Raw genomic sequence first — 17,047 nt, 5'->3', positions numbered from 1 at the left:
TAAAGCAAACCACTACCAGTTCATGTCAAGTTTAGGAAAGCAATCGCGGATAATTAAGCGCATTGTGCGCAACGATTTATTTCGTTTTTTGGCAATTACCCGTAATGGCGTAATGGATTTATCGGCCTGTAATCCGGGCGCGGCGCGGTTCGATATGCGGTTCGGCGATTTGACGTGGTATTTGCGAGAAGCCTTTTTTTGGCGCCCTGATTGAAATCCACCTCAACGATTTACAGCGCATTTTGCGAGACTACATTTCGCATCCACATTGCGGAATATCGGTCGCGTTCATTGCGGCACACATAATCGGTCTGCGCGATTTTCGTTGCATGCGCATCGAGGTCATGAATCGTCTCTGCATTGGCATGCGGCCCGCAGCGTGCCGGCAAAAACCGTACGAAGCGCGAGCGAGGCCACCGAGGCCACCGAGGCCACCGAGGCCACCGAGGCCACCGAGGCCAAAATTTTCACGTCGTGCGAGCGATCTCCTTGCCAATTCTTCGATATTTCGACTATTATCGAAACATGGAAACGAACCAGACCATCGCCGCACTGGCGGCTCTCGCGCACGAGTCCAGGCTCGCGATCTTTCGCGCCCTCGTTCAGGCAGGCCTCGAAGGCTTGCCCGCAGGCCAAATCACTACCCTGCTCGACGTGCCCCCCTCGTCGCTCTCCTTCCATCTGAAGGAGCTGTCTCACGCGCAACTCGTCACGAGCCGCCAGGAAGGCCGGTTCGTTTTCTACTGCGCGAACTTCGCGACGATGAACGGCCTGCTGGCCTACCTCACCGAGAACTGTTGCGGCGGCAATCCCTGTTCGCCGACATCAATGTGCTCACCCTCCACGGAGAAGCAGTCATGAAGCGCTTTCACATTCACGTCGCCGTTGCGGATCTCACTTCGAGCATCCGTTTCTACTCGGCGCTGTTTGCCGCTGAACCGACCGTCGTAAAGTGCGACTACGCGAAGTGGATGCTCGAGGACCCGCGCGTCAATTTCGCGATCTCGCAGCGCGGCGCCGCACCGGGCCTGGATCACCTCGGTGTGCAGGTCGAGAACGAAGCCGAACTGGCCGAAATGCACGCGCGGCTGGAAAGCGCGGCATTGCCGGTGGATACGCAGCTGGATACCGCGTGCTGCTACGCGAAGTCGAACAAGTACTGGAGCGTCGATCCGCAGGGCATCGCGTGGGAGTCGTATCACACGCTCAATGAAATTCCCGTGTTCGGGGAGTCGCGCAATACCCCGACTGGCGCACCCGCCCGCGAAGTTGCCGCGTGCTGCGCGCCGTCGGCGGACAGGCCGGCTGGCAATCCGGCCAGTTCTTCGGCGTGCTGCTGAGCAGCCGCGCATGATCGAGCGGGAACGCCATGACGACCAACGTATTGATCCTGTGCACGCACAACTCCGCTCGCAGCGTGCTGGGCGAAGCCATGTTGAATCACCTCGCTTCGAAGGCCGGCAAGGACGTGCGCGCGTTCAGCGCAGGCAGCGCGCCGGGCGGACGCCTGAATCCTTTCGCCGTCGAGTCGCTCGAGCGCGCGGGCATCGACGTGAGCGGCTACCGCAGCAAAAGCTGGGATGAGTTTGCCGCCAGCCATGCGCCTGTCATGCGCATTGTCATCACCGTCTGCGACAGTGCCGCCGCCGAGACGTGTCCGTATTGGCCTGGCAGTCCCGTCAAGGTTCACTGGGGCTACCCGGATCCGTCTCTCGCACCCGGTGGCGATGAAGGCAAGCGTGTGGCGTTCGAACTCACTCGCCAGGCGATCGGTTATCGCATGCTGCAACTCCTTGCGTTGCCGCTCGAATCGATGAGCGACGAGGAACTGCAGCAGGCGCTCACTGCAATCTCCGGATCATGACCGCAGTCACGAGTCTCAAGCGCAAGGTCCTGGCCGAGTTGATCGGCACGGCCTTGCTGCTCGCCGTCGTCATTGGCTCCGGCATCATGGCGCAACGGCTTGCGGGCGGCAACGCGGCGATCGCGCTGCTCGCCAACACGCTGGCAACCGTGGCCGGACTGTATGTGCTGATCGAGGTGTTTGGGCCCTTGAGCGGGGCGCATTTCAATCCCGCCGTCAGCGCTGTCATGGTGCTGCGCGGTGAACTGCATGCTCAGGAATTGCTGCCGTACATCGCTGCGCAACTCGTCGGCGCGCTGCTGGGTGCATGGCTCGCGCACGCCATGTTCGACCTTCCCATCGTCGAGCTATCGAGCAAGGTGCGCGCAGGCACCGGACAATGGATTGCCGAAGCCGTGGCGACTGCAGGTTTGATCCTCGTGATCCTGCGCGCGCCGGGCGAACGCGCCGCGATCATGGTGGCGGCGTACATTGGCGCCGCATACTGGTTCACGGCATCGACATCGTTTGCGAATCCGGCCGCAGCGTTCGGACGCATGTTCAGCGACACTTTTGCAGGCATTGCGCCTTCCAGCGTACCCGCCTTCGTCATTGCCCAACTGATTGGCGCGGCGACTGGCCTCGCGCTGCATACAGCCTTCGAACCGCGCAAGCTACGCGTTGGTCACCCGAACCTGGTTGAGTCGTCCGGCGAACACGGCGACGCTCGCTGATGCGCGCATGCGGCTCAGCTGCAGCTTCGCGAGACAAAGCCCGCAGGAGGATCCCGGAGACCTGTCTCCGGGCTTTAGCGTATGCGCCCGGCCGGGCGCAAGGCCATAGTGAGGAGATGATCAGGACTCGTTCGGACGGATCGTCAGCGCGTTCTTGACCGACGTGACGCCTTGCACGCCCGTGGCGACTTCGGTGGCGTGTTCGATCTGCGACTGCTCCGGCACCGAGCCCTGCAGGACGATGGCGCCGTCACGCGCGCGCACGGTGATGTTGGCAACATCGATCTTCTTGTCCTTGGCGAGAGCGGTGCGGACCTTACGGCTGAGCGCGCGATTAGCGGCCTTGGCCTGCTTCGATTGCGCCTTCGACGGGGTTGCCTGTTGCTCGGCTGCGGCAGTCGCGCCGCTAGCTGCGTCGCCCTGCGCATAGGCGTGCAAAGACGCGGCCACGAGAGCCGTCGCCGCGGCCAGCTTGAATACCTGAATAGCCTTCATGGAATTTCTCCTGTTGTCACAGTCTTGTTGTGGGCCCACGAACGGGCCGGTGCACTACACCATCTACGACTAAGCATTCGCGCGCCAGAAACGGCGCTAGACGCGATGCCGCATTTTTCGACGACATCGCATCCATTCGCGCGAGCGCGCGGCAAATTATAAGAATGAAAGGAACGGCACAGGTCGGAGAAAATGCGGCCGAATCATTAGCTTGATATCGGTCCCGTCATGGAGTAGGCACACCGTTCGTGACCACGGGCTTGTGGTCACATCGCCCGCTCCCTTAATTGCATCCGTCAACGATCGAACGGCTTCGATGCGCTATTTCCGCGTTGGGAGCGAAATGGCGCGCGCAAACGGTCGCGCGTGGGCGGCAAAATTCTGCCAGGCGTCGCATTATTACGACGCCGGTTTTGCCGTTGGATCAGCGCGATGACCGGCTTCCTCTTGCACTGCGCGACGCATCGGATTTCACTATTGCCTCGCGTTCGAGCCATGAACGGAACAACGCGACCCGTTCATCGCCGGACTTCTCGTCCGCCACGTAAGTGCAATAGCTGCGCGATGGCAGACGTGGGCCAGCGAACGGTGCGACGAGCCGGCCAGCGGCGAGGTCGTCGGCGACCAGCGCGGTGGGCCCCATCGCGATGCCGATTGCGTCGATGGCAGCCTGCAAGGTCAGAAAGAAGTGGTCGAAGGTCAAAGCGGCGGCCGGCCTCAGGTCGGGCATCTGCACGCTCGCCAGCCAGTCGGGCCAGAGCCGCGGAAGACTCGACGTGTGCAGCAACGTGTGCTCTCGCAAGTCGCCAGGCGAGCGCAGCGGTACGCGCTTCAAAAGCGTAGGACTACAGACCGGAAGCCGCTCCTCGGACAAGAACGGTTGCATCGAATAGCCGTAGAAGGTGTCCGGGCCACCCCGGATGACGAGGTCATAGTCGTCCTTCAGACTTTCCAGCGGCTCGTTCGACGTCTCCACCTTGACGTCGATGTCGGGATGGCCGGCGCGGAATTTCGCCAGCCTCGGCACCAGCCAGCGCAGCGTGAATGTCGCGGGCGCATTCACGGACAGGGTTCGGGAGACAGTTTGCGGCGTGCCGTATCGCGCGGTTGCCGCCGAGAGCTGTTCGAACAACGGGCCGATTTCCGCCAGATAGTGCTTCGCCGCCGGCGTCAGTTCCACGCGGCGGTTGTGCCGCTCGAAGAGCGACGCGCCAAGCCACTCCTCCAGCAAGCGCACGTGCTGGCTCACTGCACCGGGCGTCACGTGCAGTTCCGCGGCGGCGTCCTTGAAGCTGCCGAGCCGGCCTGCGGCCTCGAAGGCTCGCAGGGCGTTGAGTGGGGGCAACACCGGTTTCATTCGCGAGAGTTTATCTAACGTAAGCACCCAATTTATCTGGTTTGTTAGCCCGTCACAAGATAGATATCCTTCTTGCTACACCATTCATGCATCCCTGCCCGCACCCTCATGCTCAGTTATACCGGCGGTATCGTGCTGTTCGCCGCGCTGCTCCACGCGAGCTGGAACGCCATGCTCCACGGCAACCGCGACCGGTTTTTCTCCATGGCGTGGATGAGCATCGCCATCGGGCTGGTTGCCACGCTCGTCATCCTGTCCGTACCCTCGCCGGCCCGCGCTTCGTGGCCCTACATCGCCGCGTCGGGGCTCGTGCATGTCTTCTACAACGTGAGTCTCGTGCGCTCGTATCGCCGCAACGACCTGGCGCTCGCGTACCCGATCGCACGAGGCTCGTCGCCGCTGCTCGTCACGCTCGGGGCGGCACTGTTCGCGCATGAAGCGATCGGCCCGTTGCACGGTCTCGGGATCGCGATGATTTCGGGAGGCATCATCGCGATCGCGCTGCAGGGGCGTCACGTGTCGCGCGCGGGCGCACTCGCCGCGCTGACGACCGGTGCAACGATCGCGCTCTATACCGTGATCGACGGCATCGGCGTGCGCCTGTCCGACGGCCAGCCGCTCAGCTACACCGCATGGATGTTCCTGTCCTATTGGACGATGCCGGCGCTGTTCGTTGCGCGCCGCGGGCCCCCGGCGCTATGGACACCGGTACGCGCCGAGCCGCTGTCGATCGCCTCGTCGCTGGCCGGCGGCCTCGTGTCGATCGGGGCGTATGGCATCGTGATCTGGGCGCTGCAGGCGGGCGCGATGGGCGCAATATCGGCGTTGCGCGAGACGAGCGTGGTGTTCGCGGTGCTGATCGGGCGGATGTTTTTGCGGGAGGCGGTGAGCGGATCGCGCTGGCTCGCCTGCGTGGTCGTCGCGGCCGGTGCGGTTTGTCTCGGGCTCTGAGATGATTTCACGCACACCGTTTGCTACCCGTGCTGCATCGCGCAACTGAGCACGCAACTTGAGTTCGCAGGAGCGCCCCATGCTTGATCATATCGAAACCGACCTGCTCGACATCGCCTATGACGAACAGGGCGACGCGAATGGATGGCCGGTCGTGCTGCTGCACGGCTTTCCCTATGACATTCGCGCATACGACGAGGTGACGCCACGCCTCGTATCCGAGGGCGCCCGCGTCATCGTCCCCTACCTGCGGGGATACGGCCCAACGCGCTTCCTTTCGCCCACGACACTGCGCTCGGGCCAGCAGGCAGCGCTTGGCGCTGACCTGCTGGCGCTGCTCGATGCCCTGCAGATCGAGCGGGCCATCCTCGGCGGATACGACTGGGGCGGCCGCGCGGCATGCATCGTGGCGGCACTCTACCCGTCGAGGGCGCGGGGTCTGGTTTCCGTCAACGGCTACAACATCCAGGATATCGCCGCTGCCGCACAGCCAGCCGACCCCGAAAAGGAACACCGCATGTGGTACCAGTACTACCTGCACGGCGAGCGCGGCCGCGCTGGGTTGATTGAAAAACGGCGCGAATTCTGCCGTCTCCTGTGGTCACTCTGGTCGCCGACCTGGCACTTCGACGACGGCCTCTACGCGCGCACGGCAGCGTCGTTCGACAATCCCGATTTCGTCGACGTGGTGGTCCATTCTTACCGTCACCGTTTCGGACTGGTCGAAGGCGATCCCCGCTTCGACGACATCGAGCGACGCCTCGCCGCCACGCCGCCGATCACCGTGCCGACGATCACGCTCGACGGCGACGCCGACGGCGTCCAGCCGCCCGGCGCACGAGAGACAAGCTCGAAGCGCTTCAGCGGGCGCCATGAGAACCGCATCGTGCCGAATGCAGGTCATAACCTTCCGCAGGAGGCGCCAGAAGTGTTCGCCAAAGCGGTGCTCGACGTCAACGCGTGGGCAGGTTGACGCCGCGTCCTTGCACAACACGCTTTATTCGAGAGGAGAAGCTAAAGACATGGTTGGCGATACGAACCAACGGGCAGGCCAGTGCCACTGCGGCGCAGTGCGTTTCGTGGCGACGCTCAGCGACGGCTTCAACTCGATCCGCCGCTGCAACTGCTCTTACTGCCGCATGCGAGGCGCGGTCATCGTCGCGGCCGAAACGAGTGGGATCGAATTCCTGCAGGGCGAGGAGATGCTAACGGACTACCGCTTCAACACCGGAGCGGCGCGGCACTTCTTCTGTTCTCGCTGCGGAATCGCCACCCATCTTCAACGGCGCTCGAATCCGAACCTGTATGGCGTGAACGTGGCTTGCCTCGACGGCGTCAGCCCGTTCGATTTCGCCGAGGTCCCTGTCATGGACGGCGTGAATCATCCGAACGACACCGGCGGGCAGGCGCGTCTGGCGGGCATGCTGCGTTTCATCGCAGCCAGCTGAGGTCTCAGCGCCATTCGCATATCGAAGTGAAGGCTCAAAAAAACCGCCGTACTTTCGCGCGGCGGCTTTCGCCAGAAGCTGGCAAGCGCAGCAACAGCAAGGAAAATCAGCCGAGCCCGCCCATCATCAGGTACTTCGTTTCGAGGTACTCGTCGAGCCCGTACTTCGAGCCTTCGCGCCCGAGCCCCGACTCCTTCACGCCACCAAAAGGCGCGACTTCCGTCGAGATGATGCCCTCGTTGATGCCGACCATGCCGCTTTCCAGCGCGCCCGCCACGCGCCAGACGCGGCCAATGTCGCGCGCGTAGAAGTAGGCGGACAGGCCGAACTCGGTATCGTTCGCCGCCTGGATCGCTTCTTCCTCGGTCTCGAAGCGGAACACCGCGGCAACGGGGCCGAACGTCTCTTCGTGCGCGAGCATCATGCCGCCGTGCGCGCCCGTGATGACCGTGGGCTCGTAAAACGTGCCGCCCCGCGCATGCGGGTGGCCGCCGCACGCAATGGCGCCGCCCTTCTCGAGCGCATCGCTCACGTGCGCCTCGACCTTGCGCAACGCCGCGCCGTTGATGAGCGGCCCTTGCGTGGCGCCCGGCTCCATGCCGCCCGACACGCGCAACGCGCGCACCGCCGCAACCAGCTTCTCGACAAACGCGTCGTGTACGCCGGCCTGCACGTAGAAGCGGTTCACGCACACGCAGGTCTGCCCCGTGTTGCGGAATTTCGAGGCGATCGCGCCTTCCACGGCGGCATCGAGATCGGCGTCGTCGAACACGATGAAGGGCGCGTTGCCGCCCAGTTCGAGCGACACCTTCTTCACCGTATCGGCGGCAGCGCGCATGAGCAGCTTGCCCACGCGCGTCGAACCCGTGAACGAGATCTTGCGCACGGCCTTCGAGGCCATCAGCGTATCGCCGATCGCCGGGGCATCGCCCGAGACGACGTTGAACACGCCGCGCGGAATGCCCGCCTCGACCGCCAGCTCGGCGAGCGCGAGCGCCGAAAGCGGCGTCTCTTCCGAAGGCTTGAGCACCATCGTGCAACCTGCCGCGAGCGCCGGGCCGGCCTTGCGCGTCACCATGGCGAGCGGGAAATTCCACGGCGTGATCGCACCGACCACGCCCATGGGTTCCTTCGTCACGACAATGCGCGCGCCCTTCTTCGGCGCGGGAATCACGTCGCCATAGGCGCGTCGCGCTTCCTCCGCGAACCACGTGAGAAAGCTCGCCGCGTACGCCACTTCGCCCAGCGCTTCCGCATAGGGCTTACCCTGCTCGGCCGTCATGATGCGCGCGAGGTCTTCGCGATGCAGGTGCATCAGCTCGCCCCAGCGGCGCACCTTCGCGCTGCGCTCCGCCGCCGTGGCGTCGCGCCACGCAGGGAACGCATGCGAGGCCGCCGCCACGGCCTGCAGCGCTTCGCGCGCACCGGCGCGGGCCACTTGCGCGAGCGGCGCGCCGGTGGCCGGGTCGAGGATCGGGTAGGTCGCTTCGCTCGCCACCCATTCGCCGTCGATGAAGCTCGAGGTGCGCCACAGGCGCGCTTCTTTCAGTCCGTCAATCGTCAAGCTCGTCATGCTGCGATCTCCAGGCGTCGCGCCGCGCGCGGCACGCGCGGAATGCGTGCGCTCACGTAATCGTTGATCACGTCGCACGGCGTGTAGTTGCGATCGAGTTCGTAAAGCTCGTCGGCGCTAAGTTGCGTGTCGAGCGCGGCGAGCGCGCTTTCGAACTGCGCGACGGTGTCCGCGCCCACGAGCATCGACGAGACGCCCGCACGCCCCAGCACCCAGGCCTGCGCGATCTGCGCGCACGACACGCCGCGCGCCGCCGCGACTTCGGCCACCGAACGCGCGATATCGCGCGAGGCCTCGTCGTCGTACATCTGCACGGTGAAGAAGTCGGTCTGGTTGCGCACCGACTTCGCGTCGCCGGAAAGGAGGCCTCGTGCGAGCGGACTGAACACCGACACGCCCACGCCCTGATCCTGGCAGAACGGAATCATCTCGCGCTCTTCCTCGCGATACGCGCAGTTCAGCTGCAGCTGCATATTGATCGGTCGTGCGAAGTGATAGCGCTCGCACGCCTGCAGAATCTTGGCGAACTGCCAGGTGAACATCGTCGACACGCCGATATAGCGCGCCTTGCCCGCACGCACGATGTCGTTCAACGCATCCATGGTTTCTTCGACCGGCGTGTTCACGTCGAAGTAGTGCAGCATGTAGACATCGACGTAATCGGTTTGCAGTCGGCGCAGCGAGCCGTCGATGCCTTCCATGATGTGCTTGCGCGAGTGGCCCTGGTTATTCGCGCCATTGCCGATCGGATAACCGACCTTGGTCGTGAGCACGAGTTCGTCGCGCTTCGCAAGCCGCCGCACGATGCGCCCCACCACTTCTTCGCCCACGCCGGTCGAATAGAAGTCCGCGAGGTCGATGAAGTTCACGCCCGCCTCGAGCGCGCGGCGCACGATGGGCTCGCTCTGCTCTTCGTTGTAGATCCAGGGCTTCCATTCCGGCGTGCCCATGTTCATCGTGCCGAGGCACAGGCGCGACACCTTCAGGCCGGAGCGGCCAAGTTGCACGTATTGCATCGTAGTCACCTGTAACGATTGGTGCGGCTCAAGCCGCCCTGGCCTTCGGCGTGTAGAACGGATTGCTGATCTGATCCTTGATCTTCGCAATGTCGTCGAGCAACGGCAGCCCGTTCATCGCAGCGCGAATGGCCGTCTTGCAGGCCACGTAATTGTTCTCGTACACGGCGTCGAGGTCGTCGCACGACCAGTTCACCCAGTTCGCCGTGACGATGCACCACTCGTTCTCCGCTTGCGGCGGCAGCGTGCCGTCGAGCATCGCTTCCGTCACCGCCTTCGCGATGGCCGCCTGCGAGGCGCCCCACGTGGCGTTGCCGTGCAGGTCGCCGCGAATGTCGGCCTTGTTCACGTAGAGCGTGGCGGGCTTGACCGGCACGTTGGGCTGCGCCACCACCATGAACGGCACGTGCCCTTGCGAAGGCGACGACAGGCTGTTCGTAAACGCCTGTCCCACCGGGCCATTGCGCGGGCCGATCATGATGTTGATGTGGGCAGCGTTTACGCCTGGTCCAGCGAAACCTTCGCCGATATAGACTTGCAGGTCTTTCATGTTTGACTCCGTCTCCTGTGTACATGGGTTCGAATTTGGCCAGACGCATTCCAGCACACGCCGCAATCGCCCAAAAGCTATGAAATCTCATGGGGGCATGACGCGCAGTCATCGCTCTCGCATGCATCATTCGCGTGATGAAAGTGGCATGAGATCAGGTAATGCATCGATGACTATTCGTTGCTTCGCAACCCGAAATGCCACGGCTAGACTCTGGTCGGATTGATTCGAAAAGCGGCGGCCCCACGCTGGCCCGCGCATACAATTCCAATCACTGGAGACGACATGAGACGTATCACGCTGGCAGGCGTGCGCATTGCCGCCGCCCTCGCGCTGACCTGCGCGGCCACGAGCAGCTTTGCAGCCCCCGGCTGGTGCCAGGCGGGCAAAACCGTGAAGCTCGCGCAAATCACCTGGGAAAGCGGCGCGCTGATGACCGAAATGGTGCGCACGGTGCTGGAGAAGGGTTACGGCTGCAAGACCGAAGTCGTGCCCGGCGCCACGGCCGCCACCGAAACGGCGCTTACGAAGAACGACCTGCAGGTGTGGGCCGAGCACTGGACGGGCCGCAGCCCCATCGTCGCGCGCGGTTTGAAGGACGGCAGCGTGAAGCTCGTGGGCGAACTGATTCCCGGCGGCGACAAGGAAGGCTGGTACGTCCCCGACTATGTGATCAACGGCGACGCCAGGCGCGGCATCAAGCCCATGGCGCCGCAACTGCGCTCCGTCGCGCAACTGCCGCAGTACAAATCCCTCTTCACGGACGACGAAGAACCCGGCAAGGGCCGCTTCTACAACTGCCCCGCGGGCTGGGATTGCGAGCGCTTCAACAACCGCCTGCTCACGGCCTACAAACTCGGCGACGACTACACGAACTTCCGCCCCGGCACCGGCGGTGCGCTCGACGCGGCGATCGCGTCGGCCTACGAGCGCGGCAAACCCATTCTGTTCTACTACTGGCAGCCCGCCGGCCTGATGGCGAAGTACCACTTCGTGCAACTCGAGGGCGCGCCGTACTCCGACGCCTGCTGGGACACCATCGCCGATCCGAAGGGCGCGCCGTGCGCCTCCGCGTTCAAGGTCTCGCATCTGAAGGTCGCGGTCTCCACGCCGTTCTACGACGCCGAGCCGGACGCCGTCGCGTTCTTCGGCAAGGTGAGCCTGCCGCTCGCGCTCGACGAACAACTGGTCCAGCAGATGCACGACAAGAAGCTCGACGCCTCCACGGTCGCGCGCACGTTCTTCGAGCAGCATCCGGAAATCTGGAAGCAATGGGTCACGCCGGAAGTCGCGGCGCGCGTACAGGCCGGCCTGCGCACGTAAGCAACGGCACTGTCCGCACGACGGTACGCATCACATGACACACGCAGAATGAGGCTCACCATGGGATCTCCCTTTCTTCACCTCTCGATCGCCGACTGGGTCAACGATCAGGTCGCCGCGTTCGTGCAGCGCTACGGCGACGCGTTCCACAACTTCAGCGTGCTCATGCTGCGCGACCTGCTCGTGCCGCTCGAAAGCCTGCTGCGCGCCACGCCTCCCGTCGTCGTGCTCGCCGCCGTGGGCCTGCTCGGCTGGCATGCCTCGCGGCGCATCGGCGTGGCGCTGCTGTTCGTCGTGCTGCTCTGGCTGATCGGCTGCTTCGGGCTGTGGGACAAGCTCATGCAGACCTTCGCGCTGATGGTCGTCGCCACGCTCATTTCGGTCGTGCTCGGCGTACCGCTCGGCATTCTCGCGGCCTCGAGCAGCGGACTGCGCCGCGTGCTGCTGCCGGTGCTCGACGTCATGCAGACGCTGCCGAGCTTCGTGTACCTGATTCCGGTGCTCATGCTGTTCGGCCTCGGCAAGGTGCCCGCCATTCTCGCCACGGTCGTCTATGCGCTGCCGCCGCTCATTCGTCTGACCGATCTCGGCATCCGCCACGTGGATGCGGAAATCGTCGAAGCCGCGCGCGCCTTCGGCACCACGCGCATGCAACTGCTGTTTGGCGTGCAGTTGCCGCTCGCGCGGCCGAGCATCATGGCCGGTATCAACCAGACCACGATGATGGCGCTTTCGATGGTCGTGATCGCCTCGATGATCGGCTCGCGCGGTCTTGGCGAAGACGTGCTCGCGGGCATCCAGACGCTCGACGTGGGCAAGGGCACGCAAGCGGGCGTCGCCATCGTGATTCTCGCGATCGTGATCGACCGCATCAGCCAGGGCTACGGCCAGGGCCGGCGCACACGCGGTCTCGCGCGCAAATCGAAGCAGCCCTCGCGCATTCCGTTTCGCCGCGTTCGCGAACAGGAAAGCACAAGCGCCGACGCGGCCAACGGCAGCGACCTGACGAGCCAGCCGGCCAAGTAACGAACGCGAAGGCAAAAGCGCCGGCACAATGGCGGAGACCCGGCCGGCGCATCCAGCATACGCAATGAGCATGCAATGAGGTAACGATCATGAGCGGCATCGAAGTCAAGAACGTCTACAAGATCTTCGGCACGCGCGAAAGCAGCCAGCGCGCGCTCGAACTGCTGCGCGGCGGCGCGGACAAGGCCGAGGTCCTCGAGAAGACCCGCTGCAACGTAGGCCTGAACGACGTGAGCCTGTCGATCGGCTCGGGCCAGATCTTCGTGATCATGGGTCTGTCGGGCTCGGGCAAATCCACGCTGGTACGCCACTTCAACCGGCTCATCGAGCCGACCGTGGGCGAGATCCTCATCGACGGCAAGGACGTGCTCAAGCTCTCCGACAATGGCCTGCGCGATCTGCGCCGTTACGGCGTGAGCATGGTGTTCCAGAGCTTCGGACTCCTGCCTCACCAGACGGTGCTCAACAATGCCGCCTATGCGCTGGCCACGCGCGGCGAAAAGAAAGCGGCGGCGCACGCGAGCGCGCGCGAATGGCTCGGCAAGGTGGGCCTCGCGGGTTATGCGGACCACTATCCCGACGAGCTTTCGGGCGGCATGCGCCAGCGCGTTGGCCTCGCTCGCGCGCTGGCCGCGAACACCGACGTGCTGCTGATGGACGAAGCGTTCTCGGCACTCGATCCGCTCATCCGCACCGAAATGCAGGACCAGCTGCTCGAACTCCAGGCCACGCTCAAGAAGACCATCGTGTTCATCACGCACGACCTCGACGAGGCGCTGCGCATCGGCAACCAGATCGCGATTCTGCGCGACGGCCGGCTCATCCAGTGCGGCACGCCCGACGACATCCTGCACCGCCCCGCCGACGACTACGTGCGGCGCTTCGTCGAGCGCCGCGCCGGGACGACGCACTAAGCCGCCGTACATGCGGGCGCTCATCGGCCTGCTGGGCGGCTATACGATCCTCGTTTGCGGGAACAGCCTCCTCACGACGCTGATCTCGCTGCGCATGCTGCAAGGTGAGCGCACCGCACTCGACGTCGGCCTCGTGCAATCGTGCTATTACGTCGGCTTTATCGTCGGCGCGCTGGGGCTCGGCCCGATCGTCGGGCGCATCGGGCCACAGCGCGCCTTCATCGGCTTTGGCGCGCTCGCCGCGCTCGCGGCGCTCGGCTATCTCTCGTTCGATTCCCCTGACATCTGGGCCGTGCTGCGGCTCATCACCGGCTTCAGCATGGTCGGCGTGTTCACCTCGATCGAAAGCGGCGTGAACGGCGCGGTGCCGAACGAGCGGCGCGGGCGTGCGTTCGCGTTTTATCTTGTGCTCACCTATCTCGGCGTCAGCGCCGGGCAGTTCCTGCTGGGCGTGGGCGCGCCCGGCGGCATCTTCGAGCATGCGCTCGTGAACGGCTTGTTCGTGACCGCGCTCATCCCGGTGGCGTTGATCGGCGAGTGGCAATCGGCTGGAGCCGGACCGCCCGCGCCTGCGGCCACGGCGCCGCCTTCCGCGCTCGCCACGCCGAAGCGCCCCACGCTGCTGCTCGACGGCCTGCGCGAACTGCACCGCGTCGCGCCGCGCAGCGTGCCGGCCTGCATCGGCGCGGGGCTGCTTTCCAGCGCGTTTTACGCGCTCACGCCGGTGTATCTCGCGCGCATCGGTTATCCGGCCAGCGGGATTTCGCGCGCCATGGGTGTCGTGCTGATCGGCGCACTGCTTTCGCAATGGCCCGTGGGGCGGCTCTCGGACCGCCTCGGGCGGAGCGCCACGCTCGGCCTGATCTCGCTCGTCTCCGCGTGCGCGGCAGCGGCGCTCGCCATCCTGCGCGCACCGGTTCTCGTCGATACGATCCTCTTTCTCTACGTCGCGCTTACCTTCACGCTCTACGGCGTGATCGTCTCCGACGTGAACGACCGTGTCGATCAGGCGCGACGCGTGCAGACGAGCGCGACGCTGCTGCTCGTGTTCTCGCTCGGCGGCGCGGCCGGTCCCACCGTCGCTTCGCTGTTCATGCGTCTTCTGGGGGCGGGCGGGCTCTATGTGTTCGCGCTCGTCGTCACGCTCTCGCTCGCTGCGCTCTCACGTGCGCGGGGCGTCTGAATGGCAGCGCGGGCCGGTATACTGCGTCGTTTGCAGGAGGCGTCGTTTCGACATGGCGCCCGGAGCGAGGAGACGACCTTGAAGCGAAAGATGCCGGCGCTGAACGCCCTGAAGGCGTTCGAGGCGGCAGGCACGAGCGGCAGCTTCACCCGCGCCGCCGAGCAGCTGAACGTGACGCAGAGCGCGGTGAGCCGCCAGGTGCGCCAGCTCGAAGAACAGCTTGGCGAGGCGCTGCTCGAGCGCCATCACCACCGGCTCGAACTGACCGAAGCCGGGCGCGCGCTGCTGCGCACGCTCCAGCAGTCGTTCGACCGCATCGAACTGACGGTGCGCACGATCCAGCAGAAGAGCGACCTCAACCGCCTGCGCGTGAACGCGCCGCCCACCTTCGCGAGCCGCTGGCTCGTGCCGCGCCTTACGCGTCTGCAGGCGCGCCATCCCGAACTCGAACTGAGCCTCACCACGCATCTGCAGGACAGTCTCGCCGATTCGACGGCGCTGGACTGCGCGATCCGCTTTGGCGATGGCGAATGGGAAGGCCTCGACAGCTCGCTGCTGATGCACGAATCGCACATCGCGGTGTGCGCGCCCGCGCTGCTCGCGCAAGGGCCCATCGATCTCACGCGGCACACTTTGCTGCACGTGCTCGCGGGCGACAACCAGCGCTATCTCACCTGGCGGCACTGGCTCGACGCGGCGCGCATCGAGGACGTGGACACCTCGGGCGGCTACGAATTCGACCTGCTCGACCATGCTATCCGTGCGGCCATCGAAGGGCTCGGCGTGACGATGGCCGACCGCCACATGATCGAGCACGAGCTGGCCCAGGGTCTGCTCGCGCCCGTGCGCGACATCCACGTGGACGGCCGCCAGTCATACTGGTTCGTGGTGCGGCCCGAACAGAAGGCTTCGAAGCCGCTCCGGCTTTTCCGGCAATGGCTTCAGGACGAAGTTGCGGCCATGCGCTGACGTCCCTGCTCGATGGCCTTCGCGGCGATGGCCTGATCGGCATCTTCCAGAATCAGGTCTGCGCCCTTTTCTGCGACCATCATCGTCGGCGCGTTGGTGTTGCCCGAAGTGATATTGGGGAAGATCGACGCATCCACCACGCGCAGGCCTTCGATGCCGTGCACGCGCAGGCGCGCGTCCACCACCGACGTGCGCGGGTCCGGCCCCATCGCGCAGGAGCCGCACAGGTGATAGATCGAGCCGCTTTGCTCGCGGAAGAACTGGAGCATGCTCGCGTCGTCGGTCACTTCGCCGGCGGGCGTCACCTCGGCTTCGGTGATGCCCTGCAGTGCGCGCGCTGTCATCAGCTTGCGCACGAGGCGGCTGCCCGCAATCGCTTCGTCGCGGTCCTTCTGCGTCGAGAGGTAGTTGCCGCGAATTTTCGGCGCGTCTTCCACGTTCGCCGAAGCGATCTCCACCGAGCCGCGGCTCGTGGGCCGGCAAGGATTGAAGCAGACGAGAAAGCCCGAATACGGCTCCGGCGTGAGCTGCGCCCGACTGGATTTGGGAATCCGGTACGAAAGCGGATTGAAGTAAACCTGCATGTTCGGGTGCGCCTCGTCCTGGCTCGTGCGGAAGAAGCCGCCCGACTGGTTTACGCTCATCGAGAACGGGCCCTTGCGCTGAAGCACGTATTGCAGTCCGAACTTCAGCTTGCCCATCCAGCTGCTGAATGAATCGTTGAGCGTCTTCACGCGCGAGCGATAGTAAAAGCTCACGCACAGATGGTCCTGCAGGTTCTGGCCCACCGCAGGCAGTTCATGCACCACGTCGATGCCGTGCTTCGCGAGCAGTTCGCGCGGGCCCACGCCCGATAGCTGCAACAGCTTGGGCGAATCGACCGCGCCGGCCGCGACGATGACCTCGCGATTTGCACGAAACGTGCGCTTCACGCCCTGCTGCACGATCTCCACGCCGATGGCGCGTTTTTGCGCCTCGTCGAACAGCACACGCGTGGCGCGCGCATGATGCTCGATCTTCAGGTTCGAGCGCTGCCCCGCGCGATGCAGGTAGGCCACGCTGCTCGAATCGCGTTTGCCGTCGCGCGTGTTCACATCGTAGATGCCCGCACCTTCGAGCCGCGCGCCGTTGAAGTCCTCGTTGCGCTCGTAGCCGAGCTGCGTGCAGCCTTCGACAAAGGTGCGGCAAACCGGATGCGCGCCCTCCTTCATCGGCGTGATGCGCACGGGGCCGTTCGCGCCGTGCCACGGCGTGTCGCCGAGCGGATGCGATTCGAGCTTGCGGAAGTACGGCAGCACTTCCTGGTACGACCAGCCCGCATTGCCCGCCGCGGCCCAGTCGTCGTAGTCGCGCGCGGCGCCGCGCACGTAGATCATGGCGTTGATCGCGCCAGAGCCGCCCTGCACCTTGCCGCGTGGCGCGTAGATCTGCCGGCCGGCAAGCTCCGGCTCCGGCTCGCTGTAGTACATCCAGTTGTACTGCTTGTTGTAGTACAGCTTGGCGAACCCGATCGGGATCTTGAACCAGAACGAATCGTCGGGTCCGCCCGCTTCGAGCAGCAGCACCGAATGACGCCCCGAAGCGGAGAGCCGTTCCGCGAGAATGCAGCCCGCCGAGCCGGCGCCGGCGATGATGTAGTCGTAGTTCATCTGAGTGCTCCGGCAG

At 64.7% G+C, this 17,047-nt stretch carries 18 protein-coding genes; 12 read left to right on the top strand and 6 right to left on the bottom strand.

All coding sequences use genetic code 11. The annotated features are described in order from the left end of the window. Window positions 1-525: 525 nt before the first annotated feature. From AB4Y43_RS25480 to AB4Y43_RS25465, 4 genes are read left to right on the top strand one after another with little or no spacing between them, the layout of a single operon-like run. Window positions 526-861, top strand: coding sequence for an ArsR/SmtB family transcription factor (locus AB4Y43_RS25480; RefSeq protein WP_368729039.1), 336 nt, complete (start codon window positions 526-528; stop codon window positions 859-861). Beyond that, window positions 858-1,340 (top strand): ArsI/CadI family heavy metal resistance metalloenzyme, encoded by a 483-nt coding sequence (locus AB4Y43_RS25475; protein ID WP_368729038.1) that lies wholly within the window; start codon window positions 858-860, stop codon window positions 1,338-1,340. Before AB4Y43_RS25480 ends, AB4Y43_RS25475 begins: the two co-directional genes overlap by 4 nt. A gap of 29 nt (window positions 1,341-1,369) precedes the next feature. Further along, window positions 1,370-1,864, top strand: a complete 495-nt coding sequence (locus AB4Y43_RS25470) for an arsenate reductase ArsC (protein ID WP_368619183.1) — start codon at window positions 1,370-1,372, stop codon at window positions 1,862-1,864. Then, window positions 1,861-2,577, top strand: coding sequence for an MIP/aquaporin family protein (locus tag AB4Y43_RS25465; protein ID WP_069266996.1), 717 nt, complete (start codon window positions 1,861-1,863; stop codon window positions 2,575-2,577). Before AB4Y43_RS25470 ends, AB4Y43_RS25465 begins: the two co-directional genes overlap by 4 nt. 120 nt (window positions 2,578-2,697) lie before the next feature. Here AB4Y43_RS25465 and AB4Y43_RS25460 read toward each other — a convergent pair whose 3' ends face one another. Then, complete coding sequence (locus AB4Y43_RS25460; RefSeq protein ID WP_069266997.1) at window positions 2,698-3,072, bottom strand: BON domain-containing protein; 375 nt, start codon at window positions 3,070-3,072, stop codon at window positions 2,698-2,700. 424 nt (window positions 3,073-3,496) lie between these two features. After that, window positions 3,497-4,429 carry a transcriptional regulator GcvA gene (gene gcvA, locus AB4Y43_RS25455; RefSeq protein WP_342949409.1) on the bottom strand — a complete coding sequence of 311 codons (933 nt, stop codon included), beginning with the start codon at window positions 4,427-4,429 and terminating at the stop codon, window positions 3,497-3,499. 108 nt (window positions 4,430-4,537) lie between these two features. On the opposite strand from gcvA, the gene AB4Y43_RS25450 reads away from it, so the two are divergent. From AB4Y43_RS25450 to AB4Y43_RS25440, 3 genes are all read left to right on the top strand, one after another. Beyond that, window positions 4,538-5,380 (top strand): EamA family transporter, encoded by an 843-nt coding sequence (locus AB4Y43_RS25450; protein ID WP_368729037.1) that lies wholly within the window; start codon window positions 4,538-4,540, stop codon window positions 5,378-5,380. Between the two features lie 79 nt (window positions 5,381-5,459). Beyond that, the gene (locus AB4Y43_RS25445) at window positions 5,460-6,353 is read left to right on the top strand and encodes an alpha/beta fold hydrolase (protein WP_069267000.1); all 894 of its coding nucleotides are present in this window, start codon (window positions 5,460-5,462) and stop codon (window positions 6,351-6,353) included. Window positions 6,354-6,402: 49 nt separating this feature from the next. Continuing rightward, the gene (locus tag AB4Y43_RS25440; protein WP_368729036.1) at window positions 6,403-6,828 is read left to right on the top strand and encodes a GFA family protein; all 426 of its coding nucleotides are present in this window, start codon (window positions 6,403-6,405) and stop codon (window positions 6,826-6,828) included. A gap of 106 nt (window positions 6,829-6,934) precedes the next feature. Here the strand turns inward: AB4Y43_RS25440 and AB4Y43_RS25435 are convergent, their stop codons facing one another. From AB4Y43_RS25435 to fae, 3 genes are read right to left on the bottom strand one after another with little or no spacing between them, the layout of a single operon-like run. Further along, entirely contained in the window at window positions 6,935-8,401 is a 1,467-nt protein-coding gene (locus AB4Y43_RS25435; RefSeq protein WP_368729035.1) for an NAD-dependent succinate-semialdehyde dehydrogenase, read from the bottom strand. Beyond that, on the bottom strand, window positions 8,398-9,417 hold the full coding sequence (locus AB4Y43_RS25430; RefSeq protein ID WP_368729034.1) for an aldo/keto reductase: 1,020 nt from the start codon (window positions 9,415-9,417) through the stop codon (window positions 8,398-8,400). Before AB4Y43_RS25430 ends, AB4Y43_RS25435 begins: the two co-directional genes overlap by 4 nt. A 28-nt stretch (window positions 9,418-9,445) precedes the next feature. Then, window positions 9,446-9,967, bottom strand: coding sequence for a formaldehyde-activating enzyme (fae, locus tag AB4Y43_RS25425; protein WP_368605133.1), 522 nt, complete (start codon window positions 9,965-9,967; stop codon window positions 9,446-9,448). Between the two features lie 285 nt (window positions 9,968-10,252). Here fae and AB4Y43_RS25420 point away from each other — a divergent pair, with 285 nt between their 5' ends. The 5 genes from AB4Y43_RS25420 to AB4Y43_RS25400 all read left to right on the top strand — a co-directional run bounded on the left by AB4Y43_RS25420 (window position 10,253) and on the right by AB4Y43_RS25400 (window position 15,382). Further along, window positions 10,253-11,290: an ABC transporter substrate-binding protein gene (locus tag AB4Y43_RS25420; RefSeq protein ID WP_368605134.1), complete on the top strand. Its 1,038-nt coding sequence runs from the start codon at window positions 10,253-10,255 to the stop codon at window positions 11,288-11,290. A 60-nt stretch (window positions 11,291-11,350) separates the two neighbouring features. Continuing rightward, complete coding sequence (locus tag AB4Y43_RS25415; protein WP_342949401.1) at window positions 11,351-12,316, top strand: proline/glycine betaine ABC transporter permease; 966 nt, start codon at window positions 11,351-11,353, stop codon at window positions 12,314-12,316. Window positions 12,317-12,405: 89 nt separating this feature from the next. Continuing rightward, window positions 12,406-13,230, top strand: coding sequence for a glycine betaine/L-proline ABC transporter ATP-binding protein (locus AB4Y43_RS25410; RefSeq protein WP_368729033.1), 825 nt, complete (start codon window positions 12,406-12,408; stop codon window positions 13,228-13,230). Window positions 13,231-13,240: 10 nt separating this feature from the next. After that, window positions 13,241-14,413: an MFS transporter gene (locus AB4Y43_RS25405; protein WP_069267007.1), complete on the top strand. Its 1,173-nt coding sequence runs from the start codon at window positions 13,241-13,243 to the stop codon at window positions 14,411-14,413. Between the two features lie 90 nt (window positions 14,414-14,503). Then, window positions 14,504-15,382: a LysR substrate-binding domain-containing protein gene (locus tag AB4Y43_RS25400; RefSeq protein ID WP_069267008.1), complete on the top strand. Its 879-nt coding sequence runs from the start codon at window positions 14,504-14,506 to the stop codon at window positions 15,380-15,382. Here the strand turns inward: AB4Y43_RS25400 and AB4Y43_RS25395 are convergent. Beyond that, on the bottom strand, window positions 15,355-17,031 hold the full coding sequence (locus AB4Y43_RS25395; RefSeq protein ID WP_368729032.1) for a GMC family oxidoreductase: 1,677 nt from the start codon (window positions 17,029-17,031) through the stop codon (window positions 15,355-15,357). The two genes, AB4Y43_RS25400 and AB4Y43_RS25395, sit on opposite strands and share 28 nt — an antisense overlap. Between the last annotated feature and the right edge of the window lie 16 nt (window positions 17,032-17,047).

The sequence above is a fragment of the Paraburkholderia sp. BR10872 genome, assembly GCF_040965835.1.
In the GTDB taxonomy this organism is placed as follows: domain Bacteria; phylum Pseudomonadota; class Gammaproteobacteria; order Burkholderiales; family Burkholderiaceae; genus Paraburkholderia; species Paraburkholderia nodosa_A.
Note: the sequence above shows the minus strand (reverse complement) of the source record. Positions and strands in the feature narration are given on the sequence as shown.